This window comes from Achromobacter sp. ACM05, from assembly GCF_019218915.1.
Classification (GTDB): domain Bacteria; phylum Pseudomonadota; class Gammaproteobacteria; order Burkholderiales; family Burkholderiaceae_B; genus Achromobacter; species Achromobacter animicus.
Genome location: NZ_JAHUWQ010000002.1, coordinates 337,885 through 355,951 on the forward strand (window position 1 = coordinate 337,885; position 18,067 = coordinate 355,951).

Genomic DNA, 18,067 nt, shown 5'->3' on the forward strand with positions numbered 1-18,067 from the left:
CGTCCGGTTGTCGTTTGCGGCGGACGCGCATCGGGCCCTGTCCGGCCGGCGCCGTCCGTCGTTCCTGTCTTACGGTTTCCCACATGCTTAAACTCATCTTGCGCCGCGTGATCGTCGCGATCCCGACACTGATACTGGTGTCGATGATCGTGTTCATGCTGCAGAAAATCCTGCCCGGCGATCCGGTGCTGACCCTGGCCGGCGAAGAGCGCGACCCGGCCGTCCTGGACTACCTGCGCGACAAATACCGCCTGAACGACCCGTTGCCGATGCAGTACGCGGCCTGGGCCGGGCAGGTTCTGCAAGGCGATCTGGGCAAGTCCCTGCGCACCGACGTGCCCGTCACGACGCTGATCGCGCAAAAGCTGCCCGTCACGCTGCAACTGGCGGCCATGGCGATGTTCTTCGCGCTGCTGGTGGGCATCCCCATGGGCATCATCGCCGCGGTGCGTAAAGGCAAGCCCGTCGAAATGGGCGCCAACATCGCGGCGTTATCCGGCATGTCCATTCCCAACTTCTGGCTGGGCATCATCCTCATCATGGTGGTGTCGGTGCAGTGGAAGCTGCTGCCCGCCTCGGGCTACGTGTCGCCGTCTGAAGACTTCTGGCTGTCGATCAAGACGATGCTGATGCCGTCGCTGGTGCTGTCCACGGCGATCGCGGCGTATCTGATGCGGCATACGCGGTCTTCCATGTTGGAAGCGCTGTCGGCGGATTACGTGCGCACCGCCCGCGCCAAGGGCGTGTCGCCGCGCAGTGTGGTGCTGCGCCATGCGCTGCGCAATGCGCTGATGCCGATCGTCACGCTGGTGACGCTGCTGTTCGGCGAACTGCTGGCGGGCGCCGTGCTGACCGAGCAGGTCTTCACGATTCCGGGCTTCGGCAAGCTGGTGGTCGATGCGGTGTTCACCCGCGACTACGCGGTGGTGCAGGGCGTGGTGCTCTGCGTGGCGGTGGGCTTCATCCTGATGAACCTGCTGGCCGACATTCTGTACATCCTGGTCAATCCCCGCCTGAGGCACTCATGAGCGCAATTCCTGCAACGGCCGCAGCCGTCACGCCGCCCCGCAGCCGCAATCGCGCGTGGGCCAAATTCAAACGCAACCGCATCGCGATGCTCGGCCTGGGCATCGTGCTGTTCTTCGTGCTGGTGGCCATCCTGGCACCGTTCATCGTCAGCCAGGATCCCCTGCAGACCAGCTTCACCACCATCCGCAAGGCGCCGTCCGCGGCGCATTGGCTGGGTACGGACGAGCTGGGCCGGGACATCTACAGCCGCATGGTGTACGGCGCGCGCGCCTCGCTGATGGCGGGCCTGGTGTCGGTGCTGATCGCACTGATCGTGGGCGTGCCGTTCGGCCTGGCCGCGGGCTACTTCGGCGGCTGGACGGACAGCTTCATCTCGCGCGCCACCGAGGCGCTCCTGGCCATTCCCTTCCTGATCCTGGCGATTGCGCTGGCCGCCTTTTTGGGACCCAGCCTGACCAACGCGATGATCGCCATCGGCGTGTCCGCCGCGCCCAAGTTCATCCGGCTGACGCGCGGGCAGGTGCTGGCGGTCAAGAACGAGGACTACGTGCAGAGCGCCCGCGCGCTGGGCGCGTCTGACCTGCGCATCATCGGCCGGCACGTGTTCCCCAACGTGATGCCGCCGCTGATCGTGCAGGCCACCATCACGATCGCCACGGCCATCATCGCCGAGGCCAGCCTGTCCTTCCTGGGCCTGGGCCTGCAGCCGCCGACGCCGTCGTGGGGCTCGATGCTGAACACGGCCAAGAACTTCATGACCCAGGCGCCCTGGATGTCGATCTTCCCCGGATCGGCCATTTTCCTGGTGGTGCTGGGCTTCAATCTGCTGGGTGACGGGCTGCGTGACGCGCTCGATCCGCGTCAGGAAAAGTAATCGATATGGCAACCATGGATTCCAACCGTGTCGTACAGGTCAATGACCTGACGGTGCGGTTCAAAACGCCCGAACGCACCGTGGAAGCGGTGCGCAATGTTTCCTTTCACGTGAACCGCGGCGAGACGCTGGCCATCGTGGGCGAGTCGGGCTCCGGCAAGTCGGTGACGTCGCTGGCGCTGATGCGGCTGGTCGAGTATGGCGGCGGGCACATCGCCAATGGCGGAATGCTGCTGCGCCGGCGTAGCGGCGAGGTGCTGGATCTGGTCAGCGCGCCCGATTCGACGCTGCAGCGCGTGCGCGGCGCGGACGTGGCGATGATCTTCCAGGAGCCGATGACGTCGCTGAACCCCAGCTTTACGGCGGGCAATCAGATCGCCGAGGCCCTGCAGCTGCACCAGGGGCTGGACGCGGCGGCGGCGCGGGCGGAAACGCTGCGCATGCTGGAACGGGTGCGCATCCCTGAGGCGCGCGCCATTCTGGACCGCTATCCGCACCAGTTGTCGGGCGGGATGCGCCAGCGCGTGATGATCGCGATGGCGCTGTCGTGCAAGCCGCAACTGCTGATCGCCGACGAGCCGACGACCGCGCTCGACGTCACCATCCAGGCTCAGATCCTGCAACTGATCCGCCAGCTCCAGGAAGAAATGGACATGGGCGTGATCTTCATCACGCACGACATGGGCGTGGTGGCGGAAGTGGCGGACCGGGTGCTGGTGATGTACCGGGGCGACAAGGTGGAAGAGGGCGGTTCGGACGAGATCTTTGCGCGTCCGCAGCATGCCTACACGCGAGCGCTGCTGTCGGCGGTGCCGCGGCTGGGGGCGATGCAGGGCACGGACGAGCCGGCGCCGTTTCCGCTGTTGAAGGTGGACGAGGCGGTGCGGGTGCCGGATCCGGCGCGGCTGGTGGACACGCCGGTGGCGGCGCCGTCTACGGTGCGGCGCGAGAATGGTCCTGTGCTGAAGGTGCGGGATCTGACGACCAGCTTTGACATTACCGGCGGCATTCTGGGCCGGGTGCAGAAGCGGGTGCATGCGGTCGAGAAGGTCAGCTTCGACCTGTATCCGGGCGAGACGCTGTCGCTGGTGGGCGAGTCTGGGTGCGGGAAGACGACGACTGGCCGTTCTTTGCTACAGCTGGTCAAGAGCAAGAGCGGGTCCATTGAATTCGACGGCAAGAATATCGGGGCGTTGCGGGGCAGTGCGATGCAGACGCTGCGCCAGCACATCCAGTTCATCTTCCAGGATCCGTTTGCGTCTCTGGATCCGCGGATGACGGTGGGCTATTCGATCATGGAGCCGTTGCTGATCCACAAGGTGGCGCGCGGTAAAGAGGCGCAGGAGCGGGTGCGCTGGCTGATGGATAAATGCGGGCTGCTGCCTGAGATGATCGATCGCTATCCGCACGAGTTCTCGGGCGGGCAGCGTCAGCGGATCTGCATCGCGCGGGCGTTGGCGTTGAATCCGAAGGTGGTGATTGCGGATGAGTCGGTGTCGGCGCTGGATGTGTCGATTCAGGCGCAGATCGTGAATCTGCTGCTGGATTTGCAGCGTGAGTTGGGTGTTTCGTTTTTGTTTATCTCGCATGACATGGCGGTGGTGGAGCGGGTCAGCCATCGGGTCGCGGTGATGTATCTGGGGCAGATCGTTGAGATCGGGCCTCGGCGGGCTATCTTTGAAAATCCGCAGCATCCCTATACGAAGAAGCTGATGGCGGCGGTGCCGATCGCGGATCCGCAGCGGCGGCATCGGGAGCGGTCGCTGCTGGTGGATGAGATTCCCAGTCCGATGCGTCGGGTGGGGGATGAGCCGCTGGTGGAGCCGTTGGTTGCCGTGGGGGATGGGCATTTTGTGGCTCGGCATGCGATTGGGGTTTATTGAGGCGGCGGTTTTTGCTGCTGCTGCTGCTGCTGCTGCTGCTGCTGCTGCTGCTGCTGCTGCTGCTGTTATTGCTGTTGCTGCTTGCGGCGGTCGGGGTTCTTGAGACGCGGCCGGCGCCGGGCCGGGTGCGAGCGAGGGGCCACGATTGCGGTCCGGAGCCTTCGCTCCGGACGGCCCCTGCGTCATCCTCGTTGGCGCCCTTCGGCGCCTGCCTTCGGATTCCCTTGGGCGCATCGACGCCCCTCGCTCGCACCCGGCCCGTCACCAGCCGCTCCGTGAGTTGCCGGCGTTGGGTGGCGGGGCGGGTGGAGTTCTTGCGTTTTTGCCTCGGGCGGGGTGGGGCGAAGGTCTTGCGGGGCCGCCAAAATCGGCCGCGCGGGCGGCCTTATTTGGCGTTGGGGTGTCTTGCGTCGTGGTGATGACGCTGCGCGCTGGTGGCGGGGTGTTTGTCGTTAGACGCCTGTGCGCGCCCGCGCCGCTCTCAGGTGTCTGACACCCCTACGAGATGGGCGTGGTATTGCAGCTGGCCTTCCCGGGTGTCTCCCGCGCCGCTCTCAGGTGTCTGACACCCCTACGAGATGGTGTGTGGTATTGCAGCTGGCCTTCCCGGGTGTCTGACACCCATCGAAGCGCCAGCGTCGCTTCAAGCCTTTGAATCAGCGCTTCTCCAGCGCCAACCTCAACCCAAACGCAATGAACACCGCCCCGGTCACACGGTCCAGGCCGCGGGTGACTGCGGGGCGGGAAAGCCAGCGCGCCAGAGGCCGGGTGGCGGCTACCAGAAGGACGAACCACAGCATGCCGACGATCGCGTGGACCGTGGCGAGCAGCAGGCTGAAGCGAAGGACGTCGGCGCCGGCGGGGATGAATTGCGGCAGGAACGTGATGTAGAAGACGCCGACCTTGGGGTTCAGGGCGTTGGTAAGGCAGCCGCGCACGAACCAGCCGGTGGCGGATGTGCTGGGGCGGGCGGGGGTGGCCAGGATGCCGGAGGGCGACGCCGTCGCGGCTTTGCGGCGGGAGCGGGTGCTCCACAGCAGCTTGACGCCCAGATAGAACAGGTAGATCGCAGCGCAGATGCGCAAGGTGTCGTAAGCCAACGTGGACACGGCCAGCAGCGAGCCGAGGCCGAATGCCGCGATGGCGCCCCATAGCAGGCAGCTGGCGCTGATGCCCAATCCGGCCATGAGGGCGCGGCGGCTGCCTTCGACGGCGGCGGTGCGTAGCACCAGGGCGTTGTCCAGGCCGGGGGTGATGGTCAGGATGGCGGCGGCCAGGGTGAAGGCTAGGAGGGCGGCTGTGGCGGTCATGGAGGGCGGGTCTTGAGGGCGTTGCCGGCTGGGGTTGCGGGCGCCCGGCAAGTGTAACGCCGGTCTCGGTGCCTGACTGCCATGAGGTGGGGGGGATGCCGACTCGGCACAGCCGCCTTGACGCCCGCACCGCCCGGTTATCATGGCGGCCTTCCTGCAATTCGCTTTTGAACGGACTTACGCCATGGCCCTGCGCGCCACCATCTACAAGGCCGACCTGAACGTCGCCGATACCGATCGCCACTATTACGGCAGCCACGGGCTTACCGTGGCGCGTCATCCGTCCGAGACGGACGAGCGCATGATGGTGCGGCTCTTGGCGTTTGCGATGCACGCGCAGGAGGAACTGGCGTTCACGAAGGGGCTGAGCGAGACGGATGAGCCGGATCTTTGGGTGAAGGATCTGACCGGGGAGATCAAGCTGTGGATCGAAGTGGGCCAGCCTGAAGAGCGCCGGATTCTGCGTGCCTGTGGCCGCGCCGATGAGGTGATCGTGTATTGCTATGGCGGGTCGGCCAGCAAGATCTGGTGGGACGGGGTGCGCAATAAGCTGGAGCGCACGCGCAATCTGAAGGTGGTGAATCTGCCTTCGGAGCAGTCGAAGGCGTTGGGCAAGCTGGCCGAGCGCACGATGCAGCTGAACGCCAATATCTCGGACGGCGTGGTGTATTTCTCGGCGGAAAAGGGCGAAGTGACCATCGAGCCGGAAGCTTGGCGCTGAAAACGCAAAGTGACTGTCGAGCCGTAGAGCGGCCGCTGAAACCGCGACGGGACCATTGGCCCGTAGACGGGGCGCTAAAACGCGACGTGACCATTTCGCCGCAGGGCTGGCGCTAAAAACGGGGCCGGGGCTTGCAAGCTGGAATATTGCGGGCGTAATATGACGATCATCATATTTCGGTGTTGCGATCATGTCCGCCTCCCGCAAGGAACAATCCCACGAACGCATCGTTGATGCAGCCGCCCGCGCAATCCGGCGCGCGGGGTATTCGGGGGTGGGCGTCGCGGACGTCATGAAAGAAGCCGGGCTGACGCACGGCGGCTTCTATGCGCATTTCCCGTCGCGCGACGCGTTGCTGGCGGCGGCGATGGAGCGTGCGGGGCAGGATGGCGCGGCGCGGTTGTCTCAGAGCATGGCGCGGCGCCGCGCCGAGGGCGCCAGTCCGTTGCGCGCCTGGGTGGAAGCCTATCTCAGCGATGCGCATCTGACCGGCTGCGAACGGGGGTGCCCGGTGGCGGCGTTGGCGTCAGAGATTCCCCGCCAGTCGGACGACGTGCGCGAGGCGGCCGCCGGCCGGGTGCAGCGGTTGCTGGAAGCGGTGCAACAGGTGCTGCCGGCTCAGGTGGATGAACACGCGGCGGCGGCGGTGCTCAGTACGCTCGTGGGCGCGTTGCAGCTGGCCCGGGCGTTGGGCGATAACCCGAGCGGTCGCGCAGTCCTGGCGTCTGCCCGTCACGCCGTTCTGGCGCAGTACGACCACGAGGGCGCCGCAGTCTCCCACTGAATGATTTTTCTGGCCGCGTTGCGCGGCCATTTTGCTGTCCTTAAATATGATGGTCATCATATTTAGTCGTGCCGACGCTGGCTCATACCCACACATCACTTTTAGGAATACCGATCATGGAACTCAAGAACGCCGTTGTTTTCATCACCGGGGCCAATCGCGGCCTGGGTCTGACTTTTGCCCGCGAGGCGCTGGCCCGCGGGGCCCGCAAGGTGTACGCCGCCGCGCGTGATCCGTCTTCGATCACGCTGGAAGGCGTGGTGCCGGTCAAGCTGGACGTGACGCGCGCGCAAGACGTGGCGGCTGCGGCGGAGTTGGCGAAGGACGTGACGCTGGTGATCAACAACGCGGGTATCGCGGACTTCGGCGGGTTTCTGACGCCGGGCAGCGTGGAGTCGGCGCGCCGGCATCTGGACGTGAATCTGTTTGGGCCGCTGCTGGTGTCGCAGGCGTTTGCACCGGCGCTGGCCGCGAATGGCGGCGGGGCGATCCTGAATGTTCTGTCGATCGCGAGCTGGGTGAACAACCCGGTGCTGGGGGTGTACGGGATGAGCAAGTCCGCGGCCTGGGCGCTGACGAACGGGCTGCGCCAGGAGCTGCGGGGTCAGAACACGCAGGTGCTTGGACTGCACATGGGGTTCGTGGACACCGACCTGACCAAGGGCATCGATGCGCCCAAGTCCACGCCGCAGGCCATCGTGAGCCAGGCGTTTGATGCGCTGGAAGCCGGCGAGCAGGAAGTGCTGGCCGACGAGCGGACCCGCCAGGTCAAGCAGGGGCTGACCGCCACCCCGGCGGTCTATCTGTAAGCGCGAGGGCCAGGCCGACATGCGTAACCACTCCACATCAGCCGGCGCTTCCGAAGCAGGCTCGGGCGCCGCATTGGGCGGTGCAGCCTTGCGAGCTGACGCCGTTAACGCCGGCGCGGCTGCCGCAACCGGCCCCGTCCCGGCGACCGCGCCCGGGCACGCCGCAACCGGCCCCGCCGCGGCGACCGCGTCCGGCCACGCCGCAACCGGCCCCGGCCCGGCGGCCGCGCCCGGGCACGCCGCCAGCGCCCCGCACGCATCCCCCTGGCCCATTTTCTGGATCGCCAGCATCGCCGTCTTCCTGGTGTCGCTGGACAGCACGATGCTGTTCGCGGCGTTCGGCGCGCTGCGCGAAGGATTCCCGGCGGCCTCGGCCGCGGACATGTCCTGGGTGCTCAATGCCTACACGGTGGTCTTTGCCGCCATGCTGATCCCGTCGGGCGGACTGGCCGACACGCATGGCCGCAAGCGCATGTTCATGGGCGGGGTGCTGCTGTTTCTGGCGGCGTCGGCGGCTTGCGGGCTGGCGGCGACGGAACAGTGGCTGATCGCCGCGCGGGTGCTGCAGGCGGTGGGCGCGGCACTCTTGACGCCGGCGTCGCTGTCGATCGTGTTGGCAGCCTTTCCGGCGTCGAAGCGGTCGGTCGCGGTCAGCCTGTGGGGCGCGGTGGGCGGATTGGCGGCGGCGGTGGGTCCCAGCCTGGGCGCGTTCGTGGTGGACGTGGCGGGTTGGCCGTGGGCGTTCTACATCAACCTGCCGCTGGGCGCGGTGTCGCTGTGGTTCGGCGCGGGGATGCTGAAGGAGTCGGTGAAACCGGACGCGCGCCGCCGGGTGGACGGCGTGGGCATGGCGCTGCTGATGGTGGGCGTGGGGGCGGTGGCGCTGGCCATCGTGCAATCGGAATCGCCGACGTGGCAGCGCAGCGAACTGGCGATCGCGGCGGCGGTGGGTGTGATGGCGCTGATCGCTTTCGTGGCCTGGGCGCGCGTGACGCCGCATCCGCTGGTGGATCTGGCCTTGTTCAAGCACCGGACCTACCGCTACGTGAACCTGGCGACGCTGAGCTTCGGCATTGCCTTTGCCATGATGTTCTTCGCGTTCTTCTTCTACATGACGGGCGTGTGGCATTACAGCCTGCCGCGCGCGGGGCTGGCGGTGACGCCGGGCCCGCTGCTCGTGATGCCGACGGCGATCATCACCGGCCGGCTGGCGGCGCGGATGGGGCATCGGCCCTTTCTGGTGGGCGGCGCGCTGGTGTACGCGGCAAGCGGGTTGTGGTTTCTGCTGGTGCCGGGCGCGGAGCCCGCCTATCTGACTGAATGGCTGCCGGGTCTGCTGCTGAGCGGCATCGGCGTGGGCATGGTGCTGCCGTCGCTGTCGGGGGCGGCGGTGAACCGGCTGCCGGCGCAGCATTACGCGGTGGGCAGCGCGGTGAACCAGGCGACGCGCCAGGTGGGCGGCGTGCTGGGCGTGGCGATCACGGTGCTGCTGCTGGGGCACGGCGTCGCCAGTCACGCGGATTTCTCGCCGATCTACACCGCGCACGTGGGGCTGGCGCTGTTGACGGCGCTGCTGTGCCTGCCGGTGGATACCCGGCCCAGGCCCGCGTAACGCGCGATGGCGCCAGGCAGGCGCGGCCAGCGTTCCGTGACGGACGCTCCGCGCCTGCGGTTTACAGGCAGGCGTTCCGCGACACGTTCGCGGGGTCCGTGCATGCCCGCCACGTCGCGGCCGGCATGGCCGGCACCAGCACCAACCGGCTCATCGGGTCGGTGTACCAGAGAATCCGCCCGGGCTCGTCCTGCATGGCCTTCCAGACCTTTTGCTGCGCGGCGGAATCAAGGGCGCATTGACCTTGGTCGCCGGTCACGCCCTCGGCCAGCACCGTCTGGCTGCCTGGATCCCAAGACACCATGTCATCGTCGTCCAAAGCGATGTCTTCCTGAAGGCGCACGATGCGCCATGCATTGCCGGCCACGTCGGTCGACAACCGCGACAGCGCGTCGCGCTCGATCACGTGCAGACGGTCCCGCAGGGCCACGGGTTCCGCATACGCCCCGGGATCGTCGTGGCCATCCGGCGACGTGAATGGAGACTGCCGCCGCACATAGCGCGCGGCGGGCCGGCCTTGTTCATCGTAGGTTTGCACCGCGACGGGCTCGTTGGCGGCGGCGTCGATGACACGCAGCAGCCTGCCGGCTGCATCGCGTACGTAGCGCCGCCCGGGCGCCGCGTCCATCGCCTCGCCGCAGGGCCCGGCGATAAATGCCTGCAGCGCGCCGTGCGCATCGCGCCGCAGGCAGACCTGGCCGACGAGCGTGTAGGCCGCGCCCTGCGTGCGCGTGTACTCGGCCACGCGCAACAGGGACCCGTCAGCGCCGTACTCGAACGCATGGCCGCCGGATACCGTCGGCGTCCCCAAAGCCCGCGGGTCCAGGTGCTGGACCCGGCAAAGCCGGCCGTCGGCGTCGAAAAGCAGTTGCGCGTGGGCCGCGCCCTCGCCGTCGCCCACGCGATAGGCGGTCCAGTCCACCTTGTCCATCCAGGTGCGCGGGTGCGGATCGCCGGACGCGGTCAGCCAGACCGGTTGCGGCTGCGTGGCGACGCGTTCGCCCTGGCGGCCCAGCAGGACGCGCGATTGCGTCACATCGACGGAAACGCGAACCGCCGTCAAAGCGCCGGATTCGGAAAACCCCGCGTCCGCAGGACCGCAGGCCGCCAGGGCCGGGTCGGCGTGCATCACCGAGGCCGAGGCCAACGCCGCGCCAAATGCGATGCGGCCAAGACGATCACGCATATTGCAGCGCGTCCATGAATGTCACGAGATCCCAGAATTCCCTGGATACGCCGCCCAGGCGCAGTTTTCCATCGCGTTCCTCGAACAGCAGGAACGGATACGCGTTGCGGGCGAATACGCCCGGTGCCGGCAGCCGGTAGGGCTTGAAGACCTCGGGGTCGTTGAAGTAGCGTTCCAGACGCCCGCCACCGTCCACATGTACGTACCGCACGCGTAGCGCAGGGTGCTGAAACGCCGGTTGCGTTTCGGGATAGATCCCGCCGTCGCCCGCCACGACGGCATCGGACAGCGCGGCCAGGAAGACGCGCCGGATGCCCACGAAATGGATTTCGCCGGATGTGCCGCCCGGCTGGGCTGCCGCCAGTTTTTCCAGCAACGCCGCGGCGCGCGAGCCGGGCACGACCGTTCCGGCAAACAGGGCGTCGATGTCCCCCGGCTGCCCGCCTGCGGATGGCCGAAGCCGGCGCAGATCTTCCCGGAATTCGCTCAGCCATTGCTGGTAGCGCACGTTTTCCGCGTGGCGATCGAAGGGCTGCGCAGCCGCGATGGCGGACTGGAAAGCCATCAGCGCCGCTGCGGCGGCAAGCCATAGCGGATACGTCAGCGCGGCCTTCCAGCGAGGCCGCCAGCACGGCAACGTTACGGAAATAAGGGGTCTCATAGGCCCGCGATCATATCTGCCGAAATGATGCATTTTTGGTGCGAACCGTGACAGAATGTCAGCCACGTTGCGCCAGGCTGTACCGATGAATGTCGTATTGATCAGGTTCTGACATGCCCGCTACCGGTGATGTGTCCCCAATCCCATCGCCGGTCGATGCCGCCGGCGTCGCGCCGCGCGATCCGGACGGCCCGCTGGACAAGCTGGCGCGCCTGGCCTGCCGGATGTTTGACGTGGATCTGGCCGCCATCGTTTGCACCGATGCGGATGGCGTGTGGCAGGCGGCAGCCGGCCCGGCCTGCGCCGGTGCCCGATGTCCCTGGTCCTTCGAGCTTCCGGTGCGCGCTGCAGATGGCCGCCTCCTCGGCGTCTTTCGTCTCGGGCACGGGCAGGCGCGCGAATTCTCAGATGAAGACCGCAAGGCTCTGCAGGACCTAGCCAGCCTGGCGGCCACGGCCGTCGAAAAGCGCCACGCGCTGGCGTGCGAACGCGCCGACGAAGACACCTGGCGCGATGAGGCCCGCAAGCTGTCGCTGGCTATCGCGGGCAGCGGTACGGGGGTGTGGGACCGCAATGTGGTGACCGGGGAGATCACTTATTCGCCCGGCTGGAAGGCTTTGCTGGGCTATGGCGAATCCGAACTCACCACACGCATCGAGGACGCCTACACCCGCTTGCACCCGGACGACCTGGTCTATGTGCGGGCCGCGATGCAGGATCACTTCGACGGCAAGACCGACAGCTACGAAGTCGAACACCGCATCCGGTGCAAGGATGGCAGCTACAAATGGATCTGCAGCCGCGGCAAGGTGGTCAGCCGCGACGAATCGGGCAGGGCGCTGCGCATGATGGGCACCACGACCGACATCAGCGCCGTGCGCGCCATGTCCGAAAGGCTCCAGCGCACGGCGGACCTTGTCGTCAACCTGACTGACGCGGTGCCCGGTCTGGTCTTCCAATGCCGGCCGTTGCCCGAGGGCGGATCGCGTTTCTCGTACGTTAGCGCGGGCATCTGGGACATGTTCGAACTCACCGCAGACGACGTGCGGGCCAGCACGACCGCCGTCGAACAGCGGATCCATCCGGAAGACTTGCCTGTCTACCGCACATCCCTGCAGGCCGCGGCGGCGGCGCGAACCCCCTGGCATGTGGAGTTCCGCGTGTGCCTGCCGCTGCAGGGCGTGCGCTGGCGGCAGGGCGACGCGAGTCCAAGGCGGGACGCAGACAGCGGCGTGGTCTGGCACGGCTTCGTCACCGACATCACCGACCGCAAGCGGGCCGAACTCGAACTGCGCGAGCTGGCCGCGACCGATGCGCTGACAACCCTGCCCAACCGCCGCCATTTCATGTCGCGCATCGCCGCGGAGCTGGCGCGGATCAAGGGTCACGGCGGGCTGGGATCGGCCGTACTGATGTGCGACCTGGATCATTTCAAGCACATCAACGACACCTGGGGTCACGCCATCGGCGATGGTGTGCTGCAGCATTTTGCGAGCATGCTGCGTACGCAGTTGCGCGAGATCGACCTGGTGGGGCGCATCGGCGGAGAAGAATTCGCCGTTGTGCTGCCCGATACCGACATCGAACGCGCCCGCGTCTTTGCCCGCAACGTGCAGCGCCGCATCGCCGATACGCCCTATCTGTCGGAAGGGCGGCACATTCCGCTGACCGTCAGCATCGGGATTTCCGCCCTCCACACCAAGGACGACGACGCCGAGCTGGCGCTCAGCCGCAGCGACCGCGCGCTGTATTACGCCAAGCAGCGGGGACGCGATCGGATCGAGTCGGTGTTTTCCCGATAGAACAACCCGTCCAGCCATTTGTTCCATTGACCGTACATTAGGACACCCCTAGAGTTCCCGTCATGGGAACCTCATTACCACTTCCGAAGTACCACCAGATCTATCTCGTCCTGCGCGAGCAATTGCAGGAGGGGCGGTTCGATCAGGACGGCGTGCCCGGAGAGCATGCGCTGGCGGACCAGTTCGACGTGGCGCGCATCACCATCCGCAAGGCAATGGAGATGCTGGTCGCAGACGGGCTGGTTACGCGCCGGCCCGGCCTGGGCACCTGGCCCCTGCGCGGCGCACCCAGCGCCCACGCCGCGGCGGCCCCCAGCGCGCAACAGAAGGCGCACCTGACCGGCCTTCTGGAAAACATCGTCAACATGGGCCTGCGCACGTCCGTGCAGGTGCTGGACAGCACGCTGGTGTTTGCGCCGCCCACGGTGGCCGAGGCGCTGCACATTCCGTCCGGCACGCCCGTGCACAAGAGCCTGCGGGTGCGCAGCACCGACGCGGGGCCGCTGTCCCACATCACCACCTACGTGCCGCAGTCCGTGGCCGATTTCACGCGTGAAGACCTCGAGCGCGAGCCGCTGCTGATGCTGCTGGAAGCGGCCGGCGTGGAGTTCGGCGGCGCCACGCAGACCATTTCCGCACGCCTGGCAGATGCGCAGGTCGCGCGCCATCTGGACGTGTCGGTGGGCTCGGCCTTGCTGGCGGTGACGCGCCTGGTGCGCGACGTCGGCGACCGGCCCGTGCAATTGCTGCAGGGCCTGTACCGGCCCGATCGCTACCAATATCAGTTGCAGCTATCGCGCGTCGGCAGCATCGACGCCAAGGTCTGGGTCAGCGAAGAGCTGTCGGCCCAATTCCATTGAACCCTTCGGAGATTCGCCCATGAATTCGCGCCGCACTTTCCTCTACCAATCCGCCGCCGCCGCGGCCCTCGTATCCGCCCCGTGGGTGGCCCGGTCGCAGGGCGCCACGCCCATCAAGGTCGGCGTGCTGCATCCGGTGACCGGTGCGCTGGCGTATTCGGGCCAACAATGCCGCCTGGGCGCGCTGCTGGCCATCGAGGACATCAACAAGGCGGGCGGCATCAAGTCGCTGGGCGGCGCGCCGCTGCAGGCAGTGCTGGGCGATGCGCAGTCGCGTCCCGAGGCGGGTTCGGCCGAAGTGGAAAAGATGAACGAGGCGGGCGTGTCGGCCATCGTGGGCGCCTACGCCTCGGCGATCTGTCTGGCGACGACGCAGACCGCGGCCAAGTACAACCTGCCGCACGTGGTGGACGTGGGCGTGGCCGACCAGATTGTCGAGCGCGGCCTGAAGAACACGTTCCGTTTCGGACCGGGCTATCGCGCCTGTAGCGAACGCGCCATCCTGGACCTGGCCGCACTGAACGACGCCGCCGGCAAGCCGGCCAAGACCGTGATGATCGTGCACGAAGACTCGCTGTTCGGCACGGGCACGGCGGCGCTGCTGGCCAAGTCGCTGCCGCAGCACGGCTTCGAGGTCAAGGAGATCGTCAAGCACCCGAACCCCACGCGCGACTTCAACAACATCGTGCTGCGCATGCGCTCGGTGAACCCGGACATCGTGATTCCGGCCAACTACTACAACGAATACGCCTTGCTGCTGCGCGCCATGAAGCAGCAGAAAGTGCAGCCCAAGGCCATCTATTCCGTGCTGGGCGGCGCGGCGTCCAGCTACAAGTTCCTGAAGGAATTCCCGGACATTGCCAACGGCATCATCGACTGCAACCACTGGTTCAACCCGAAGGACGCGCGCGTTGCGCCGCTGAAGGCCCGCGTGGAAGAGAAGGGCGCGTACTTCAGCTACGAGGTCTTCATGACCTACACCGCGATGCTGCTGCTGGCCGACGCGCTGGAGCGTGCCAAGTCCGCCGACCGCGCCGCGATCATCGACGCGCTGGCGGCCAGCACCTTCCAGGACAACCTGATGCCCTACGGCCCGACCAAGTTCGTCAACGGCCAGAACACCGGCGCGCAGCCGCTGCTCACGCAGGTGATCGGGGGCGACATCAAGGTGATCTTCCCGGCCGAATACCGCCAGGCCGACGCCGTGTTTCCGCTGAAGGCCTGACCAGACCCATGCTCGATCCCGCCATCCTCTTTTCCTCGGTGCTGAACGGCCTGACGACGGGCGCGGTCTACGCGCTCATCGCGCTGGGCCTGACCCTGATCTACGGGGTGCTGCACATCATCAACTTCGCCCACGGCGCGGCGCTCATGGTGGCGCTGTACGCCGTCTACCTGCTCAAGGACCGGCTGGGCATCGACCCCTACGCCGCCTTGCCGCTGGTGGTGGCCGGCATGTTCGTGCTGGGCTACGCCTTGCAGCGCCTCGTCATCAATCGCGCCAGCCACGGCAAGGACGAGAACATCCTGCTGGTCACGCTGGGCCTGGCGATCGTGCTGGAGAACCTGGCGCTGGTCTGGTTCAAGTCCGACACGCGCAGCATCGACACGGCGTACACGCTGTCCACGGTAGAGATCGGCCCGGCCATGATTGCGCTGCCCAAGGTCATCGCGTTCTGCGGCGCGCTGGCGGTGGCGGCGGTGCTGTTCTGGATCATTCGCAGCACCGACCTGGGCCGCGCGATCCGCGCCGTCGCCCGGGAAAAGCAGGGCGCCAAGCTCATGGGCATCGACGTTGAAAAGGTCTACGCCCTGTCGTTCGGCATCGGCATGGCGTGCCTGGGCGCGGCGGCGTGTTTCCTCTTGCCCGCGTACTACGTCAATCCGCAGGTGGGCAGCGGTTTCGTGCTGGTCGCCTTCACCATCGTGGTGCTGGGCGGCATGGGCAGTTTCGTGGGCGCGCTGGTGGGCGGACTGCTGATCGGCGTGGTGGAGTCCATCGGAGGCCTGTTCCTGGGCGACTCGCTGGGCCAGATGGGCATCTTCGCGATCTTCATCGCGGTGCTGCTGTTTCGCCCGCAGGGGCTGTTCGGGGCGAGGGGCTGACGATGAAACGGGATCTTTGCGCAATCGCGCTGTTCGGGGTGGTGCTGGTGGCCGTTGCCGCGCTGTCCCAATCGGGCGTGCTGCTGACGTTCGTGATGATGTCGCTGTACGCGGCCCTGCTGTCGCAGGCCTGGAACATTCTGGGCGGGTATGGCGGTCAGTTGTCGTTCGGCCATGCGCTGTTCTTCGGTGTCGGCGCCTATGCGCAGGCGCTGGGCCAGCTCAACCTGGGCCTGAATCCGTGGCTGGTGCTGCCCGGGGCCATCGCGCTGGGCGCGCTGGTCGGCGTGGCGGTGGGCGGGCTGACGTTCCGTTACGGGCTGAAGGGCTCGTACTTCGCGCTGGTCACGCTGGCATTCGCTGAAGTCTTCCGCATTCTGGCGCTGTCGGCGTCGTTCACGGGCGGCGGCGTGGGACTGATGGTGCCGCTGCAGGAAGGCGTGGCCAACATGCAGTTCGGTTCGCGCCGCGGCTACATCTATCTGCTGCTCGCCTTCGTGCTGCTGGCGCTGCTGGTGACCGCGTGGCTGCGCCATTCGCGCTTCGGGGCCTACTTGCAGGCCGTGCGCGACAACGAGGACGCGGCGCGCGCCATCGGCGTGAATCCGCTGCGCGTGAAGCTGGGCGGCATCGCGCTGTCGGCCGCTTTCATGAGTGTCGCGGGCGCCGTCTATGTGCAAGTTTTCCAATACATCGATCCGGGCATTGCTTTCGGCTCGGCCGTGTCGGTGGAGGCGCTGGTCGGCGCCATCGTCGGGGGCATGGGCACGCTGTGGGGCCCATTGCTGGGCGCGGTGACGCTGCATGCGCTGGCCGACCTGACCCGCAACCTGTTCGGCGAGCTGCCGGGCATCAGCATGGTCATCTACGGCGTGGTGCTGATCCTCATCGTGATGTTCATGCCGCGCGGCATTACCGGCGGCGGTCAGTCGCTGGGCCGCCTGTTCAAAATGAAGGAGCGCGCCCGTGTCTGAGATCCTGCTGCAAGCGCGCAACCTCTCCATCACCTTCGGCGGCCTGAAGGCCGTGCGGGACGTCAGCCTGGACGTGCCGCAAGGCTCGCTCACCGCGCTGGTCGGGCCCAACGGCGCGGGCAAGACCACGCTGTTCGGCCTGCTGTCGGGCTTTCTGAAACCCGGTTCCGGCTCCGTGCACTTTGCCGGGCAGGACATCACGGGCCAGGCGCCGCACGAATCCGCGCGGCTTGGCCTGACCCGCACCTTCCAGATCGTGCAGCCGTTCGGCGCGCAGACGGTGCGCCAGAACATTGCCGTGGGCGCCCACCTGCGTCTGGCGGATCGCGACGAGGCGCTGGCCGCAGCCGAGGCCGTGGCCGCGCGCGTCAACCTGCAGGCCTCGCTGGACAAGCCGGCGGCCGACCTGACGGTGGCCGGACGCAAGCGCCTGGAACTGGCGCGCGCGCTGGCCACCCGGCCGCGCCTCTTGCTGCTGGACGAGGTGCTGGCGGGCCTGAATCCCAGTGAGATCGACGAGATGATTCCGGTGGTGAAGAAACTGGTGGACGATGGCGTCACCGTATTGATGATCGAACACGTGATGCGCGCCGTGATGAGCCTGGCCGAGCACGTGTGGGTGCTGGCGCAGGGCCGGTTGATCGCGGCGGGCACACCCGGCGAGGTCACACGGGATCCCAAGGTGGTCGAGGCCTATCTGGGCCACGGCGCGGCGGCCCGGTTGGCCGCGCAAGGAGCCCCGGCATGAGCGCGCTGCTGGAGGTCAAGGGCCTGCGGGCGGGCTACGGTCGCATGGAGGTGCTGCGCGGCGTGGACCTGGACGTGCAGGCGGGCGAGATCGTGGTGCTGCTGGGCAGCAACGGCGCGGGCAAATCCACGCTGAACAACACGGTATGCGGCCTGTGCAGGCCGTGGGGCGGTACGGTGCGCTTCGAAGGCCAGGATCTGACCGGCCGCCACTACCGGCAGGTGGTGCAGGCCGGCCTGATCCAGGTGCCCGAAGGCCGCCGCGTTTTTCCGAACCTGAGCGTGCGCGAAAACCTGGAGTTGGGCTCCTTCACCCGGGCGCGCGAGCGCCGCGCGCAGAATCTGGACAAGGTTCTCGACATTTTCCCGCGCCTGCGGGAGCGCCTGGACCAGTTGGCCGGCACGATGTCGGGCGGGGAACAACAAATGCTGGCAATCGGCCGCGGCCTCATGGCCGAGCCGCGCCTGTTGATCCTCGACGAACCCTCGCTTGGCCTGTCGCCGCTGATGGTCGAGGAATTGTTCGGCCTCATCAAGCGGTTGCACGGCGACGGACTGGCGATTCTGCTGGTCGAGCAGAACGTGGGTCAGTCCCTGGAAACGGGACAGCGGGCCTATGTGCTGGAAAACGGCGCCGTGCGGTACAGCGGCAGCTGTCCCGACCTGCTGGCCAGCGACGACGTGCGCCGCGCCTATCTGGGGATGTAAT

General features: G+C 67.0%; 17 protein-coding genes. 14 read left to right on the forward strand and 3 right to left on the reverse strand.

Going from position 1 to position 18,067, the window contains the following annotated elements; all coding sequences use genetic code 11:
• The first annotated feature begins 83 nt into the window (after positions 1-83).
• Genes KW836_RS12440 through KW836_RS12450 form a run of 3 tightly spaced genes read left to right on the forward strand, consistent with a single transcriptional unit; the run spans position 84 to position 3,786 of the window.
• The gene (locus tag KW836_RS12440; protein WP_056316436.1) at positions 84-1,028 is read left to right on the forward strand and encodes an ABC transporter permease; all 945 of its coding nucleotides are present in this window, start codon (positions 84-86) and stop codon (positions 1,026-1,028) included.
• Positions 1,025-1,903 carry an ABC transporter permease gene (locus KW836_RS12445; protein WP_218343500.1) on the forward strand — a complete coding sequence of 293 codons (879 nt, stop codon included), beginning with the start codon at positions 1,025-1,027 and terminating at the stop codon, positions 1,901-1,903. Before KW836_RS12440 ends, KW836_RS12445 begins: the two co-directional genes overlap by 4 nt.
• Positions 1,904-1,917: 14 nt before the next feature.
• Positions 1,918-3,786 carry a dipeptide ABC transporter ATP-binding protein gene (locus KW836_RS12450; RefSeq protein WP_175185165.1) on the forward strand — a complete coding sequence of 623 codons (1,869 nt, stop codon included), beginning with the start codon at positions 1,918-1,920 and terminating at the stop codon, positions 3,784-3,786.
• 656 nt (positions 3,787-4,442) lie between these two features.
• Here the strand turns inward: KW836_RS12450 and KW836_RS12455 are convergent.
• Complete coding sequence (locus KW836_RS12455) at positions 4,443-5,096, reverse strand: LysE family translocator (RefSeq protein ID WP_218343501.1); 654 nt, start codon at positions 5,094-5,096, stop codon at positions 4,443-4,445.
• A gap of 184 nt (positions 5,097-5,280) precedes the next feature.
• Here KW836_RS12455 and KW836_RS12460 point away from each other — a divergent pair, with 184 nt between their 5' ends.
• The 4 genes from KW836_RS12460 (at position 5,281) to KW836_RS12475 (ending at position 9,022) form a co-directional block, all read left to right on the forward strand.
• A complete protein-coding gene (locus KW836_RS12460; protein WP_175126133.1) occupies positions 5,281-5,817 on the forward strand; it encodes a YaeQ family protein in 537 nt (178 codons plus the stop codon).
• A 190-nt stretch (positions 5,818-6,007) separates the two neighbouring features.
• On the forward strand, positions 6,008-6,601 hold the full coding sequence (locus KW836_RS12465; protein ID WP_175138947.1) for a TetR/AcrR family transcriptional regulator: 594 nt from the start codon (positions 6,008-6,010) through the stop codon (positions 6,599-6,601).
• Positions 6,602-6,717: 116 nt separating this feature from the next.
• Positions 6,718-7,410 (forward strand): SDR family oxidoreductase, encoded by a 693-nt coding sequence (locus KW836_RS12470; RefSeq protein WP_175126135.1) that lies wholly within the window; start codon positions 6,718-6,720, stop codon positions 7,408-7,410.
• Between the two features lie 19 nt (positions 7,411-7,429).
• Complete coding sequence (locus tag KW836_RS12475; protein WP_255595435.1) at positions 7,430-9,022, forward strand: DHA2 family efflux MFS transporter permease subunit; 1,593 nt, start codon at positions 7,430-7,432, stop codon at positions 9,020-9,022.
• 61 nt (positions 9,023-9,083) lie between these two features.
• On the opposite strand, the gene KW836_RS12480 is transcribed toward KW836_RS12475, so the two are convergent.
• Both KW836_RS12480 and KW836_RS12485 read right to left on the reverse strand, forming a co-directional pair.
• Entirely contained in the window at positions 9,084-10,208 is a 1,125-nt protein-coding gene (locus KW836_RS12480) for a hypothetical protein (RefSeq protein WP_218343502.1), read from the reverse strand.
• Positions 10,201-10,869, reverse strand: a complete 669-nt coding sequence (locus tag KW836_RS12485) for a hypothetical protein (protein WP_255595438.1) — start codon at positions 10,867-10,869, stop codon at positions 10,201-10,203. The genes KW836_RS12480 and KW836_RS12485 overlap by 8 nt, the downstream gene beginning before the upstream one ends.
• A 113-nt stretch (positions 10,870-10,982) precedes the next feature.
• On the opposite strand from KW836_RS12485, the gene KW836_RS12490 reads away from it, so the two are divergent.
• The 7 genes from KW836_RS12490 (at position 10,983) to KW836_RS12520 (ending at position 18,066) form a co-directional block, all read left to right on the forward strand.
• A complete protein-coding gene (locus KW836_RS12490; RefSeq protein WP_218343503.1) occupies positions 10,983-12,671 on the forward strand; it encodes a diguanylate cyclase in 1,689 nt (562 codons plus the stop codon).
• A gap of 62 nt (positions 12,672-12,733) precedes the next feature.
• Positions 12,734-13,531, forward strand: a complete 798-nt coding sequence (locus KW836_RS12495; RefSeq protein ID WP_175126063.1) for a GntR family transcriptional regulator — start codon at positions 12,734-12,736, stop codon at positions 13,529-13,531.
• Between the two features lie 19 nt (positions 13,532-13,550).
• Complete coding sequence (locus tag KW836_RS12500; protein ID WP_218343504.1) at positions 13,551-14,756, forward strand: ABC transporter substrate-binding protein; 1,206 nt, start codon at positions 13,551-13,553, stop codon at positions 14,754-14,756.
• Between the two features lie 8 nt (positions 14,757-14,764).
• Positions 14,765-15,637, forward strand: coding sequence for a branched-chain amino acid ABC transporter permease (locus tag KW836_RS12505; RefSeq protein ID WP_175138953.1), 873 nt, complete (start codon positions 14,765-14,767; stop codon positions 15,635-15,637).
• Positions 15,638-15,639: 2 nt separating this feature from the next.
• On the forward strand, positions 15,640-16,611 hold the full coding sequence (locus KW836_RS12510; protein ID WP_218343505.1) for a branched-chain amino acid ABC transporter permease: 972 nt from the start codon (positions 15,640-15,642) through the stop codon (positions 16,609-16,611).
• Positions 16,604-17,359, forward strand: a complete 756-nt coding sequence (locus KW836_RS12515) for an ABC transporter ATP-binding protein (protein ID WP_218343506.1) — start codon at positions 16,604-16,606, stop codon at positions 17,357-17,359. Before KW836_RS12510 ends, KW836_RS12515 begins: the two co-directional genes overlap by 8 nt.
• Complete coding sequence (locus tag KW836_RS12520; RefSeq protein WP_175126067.1) at positions 17,356-18,066, forward strand: ABC transporter ATP-binding protein; 711 nt, start codon at positions 17,356-17,358, stop codon at positions 18,064-18,066. Before KW836_RS12515 ends, KW836_RS12520 begins: the two co-directional genes overlap by 4 nt.
• The last annotated feature ends 1 nt before the right edge of the window (position 18,067 follow it).

Excerpts from the sequence above, each read along its gene's own strand:
- KW836_RS12440 (WP_056316436.1), top strand. The coding sequence starts at position 84 with ATGCTTAAACTCATCTTGCGCCGCGTGATCGTCGCGATCCCGACACTG.
- KW836_RS12445 (WP_218343500.1), top strand. The coding sequence starts at position 1,025 with ATGAGCGCAATTCCTGCAACGGCCGCAGCCGTCACGCCGCCCCGCAGC.
- KW836_RS12450 (WP_175185165.1), top strand. The coding sequence starts at position 1,918 with ATGGATTCCAACCGTGTCGTACAGGTCAATGACCTGACGGTGCGGTTC.
- KW836_RS12455 (WP_218343501.1), bottom strand. The coding sequence starts at position 5,096 with ATGACCGCCACAGCCGCCCTCCTAGCCTTCACCCTGGCCGCCGCCATC.
- KW836_RS12460 (WP_175126133.1), top strand. The coding sequence starts at position 5,281 with ATGGCCCTGCGCGCCACCATCTACAAGGCCGACCTGAACGTCGCCGAT.
- KW836_RS12465 (WP_175138947.1), top strand. The coding sequence starts at position 6,008 with ATGTCCGCCTCCCGCAAGGAACAATCCCACGAACGCATCGTTGATGCA.
- KW836_RS12470 (WP_175126135.1), top strand. The coding sequence starts at position 6,718 with ATGGAACTCAAGAACGCCGTTGTTTTCATCACCGGGGCCAATCGCGGC.
- KW836_RS12475 (WP_255595435.1), top strand. The coding sequence starts at position 7,430 with ATGCGTAACCACTCCACATCAGCCGGCGCTTCCGAAGCAGGCTCGGGC.
- KW836_RS12480 (WP_218343502.1), bottom strand. The coding sequence starts at position 10,208 with ATGCGTGATCGTCTTGGCCGCATCGCATTTGGCGCGGCGTTGGCCTCG.
- KW836_RS12485 (WP_255595438.1), bottom strand. The coding sequence starts at position 10,869 with ATGAGACCCCTTATTTCCGTAACGTTGCCGTGCTGGCGGCCTCGCTGG.
- KW836_RS12490 (WP_218343503.1), top strand. The coding sequence starts at position 10,983 with ATGCCCGCTACCGGTGATGTGTCCCCAATCCCATCGCCGGTCGATGCC.
- KW836_RS12495 (WP_175126063.1), top strand. The coding sequence starts at position 12,734 with ATGGGAACCTCATTACCACTTCCGAAGTACCACCAGATCTATCTCGTC.
- KW836_RS12500 (WP_218343504.1), top strand. The coding sequence starts at position 13,551 with ATGAATTCGCGCCGCACTTTCCTCTACCAATCCGCCGCCGCCGCGGCC.
- KW836_RS12505 (WP_175138953.1), top strand. The coding sequence starts at position 14,765 with ATGCTCGATCCCGCCATCCTCTTTTCCTCGGTGCTGAACGGCCTGACG.
- KW836_RS12510 (WP_218343505.1), top strand. The coding sequence starts at position 15,640 with ATGAAACGGGATCTTTGCGCAATCGCGCTGTTCGGGGTGGTGCTGGTG.
- KW836_RS12520 (WP_175126067.1), top strand. The coding sequence starts at position 17,356 with ATGAGCGCGCTGCTGGAGGTCAAGGGCCTGCGGGCGGGCTACGGTCGC.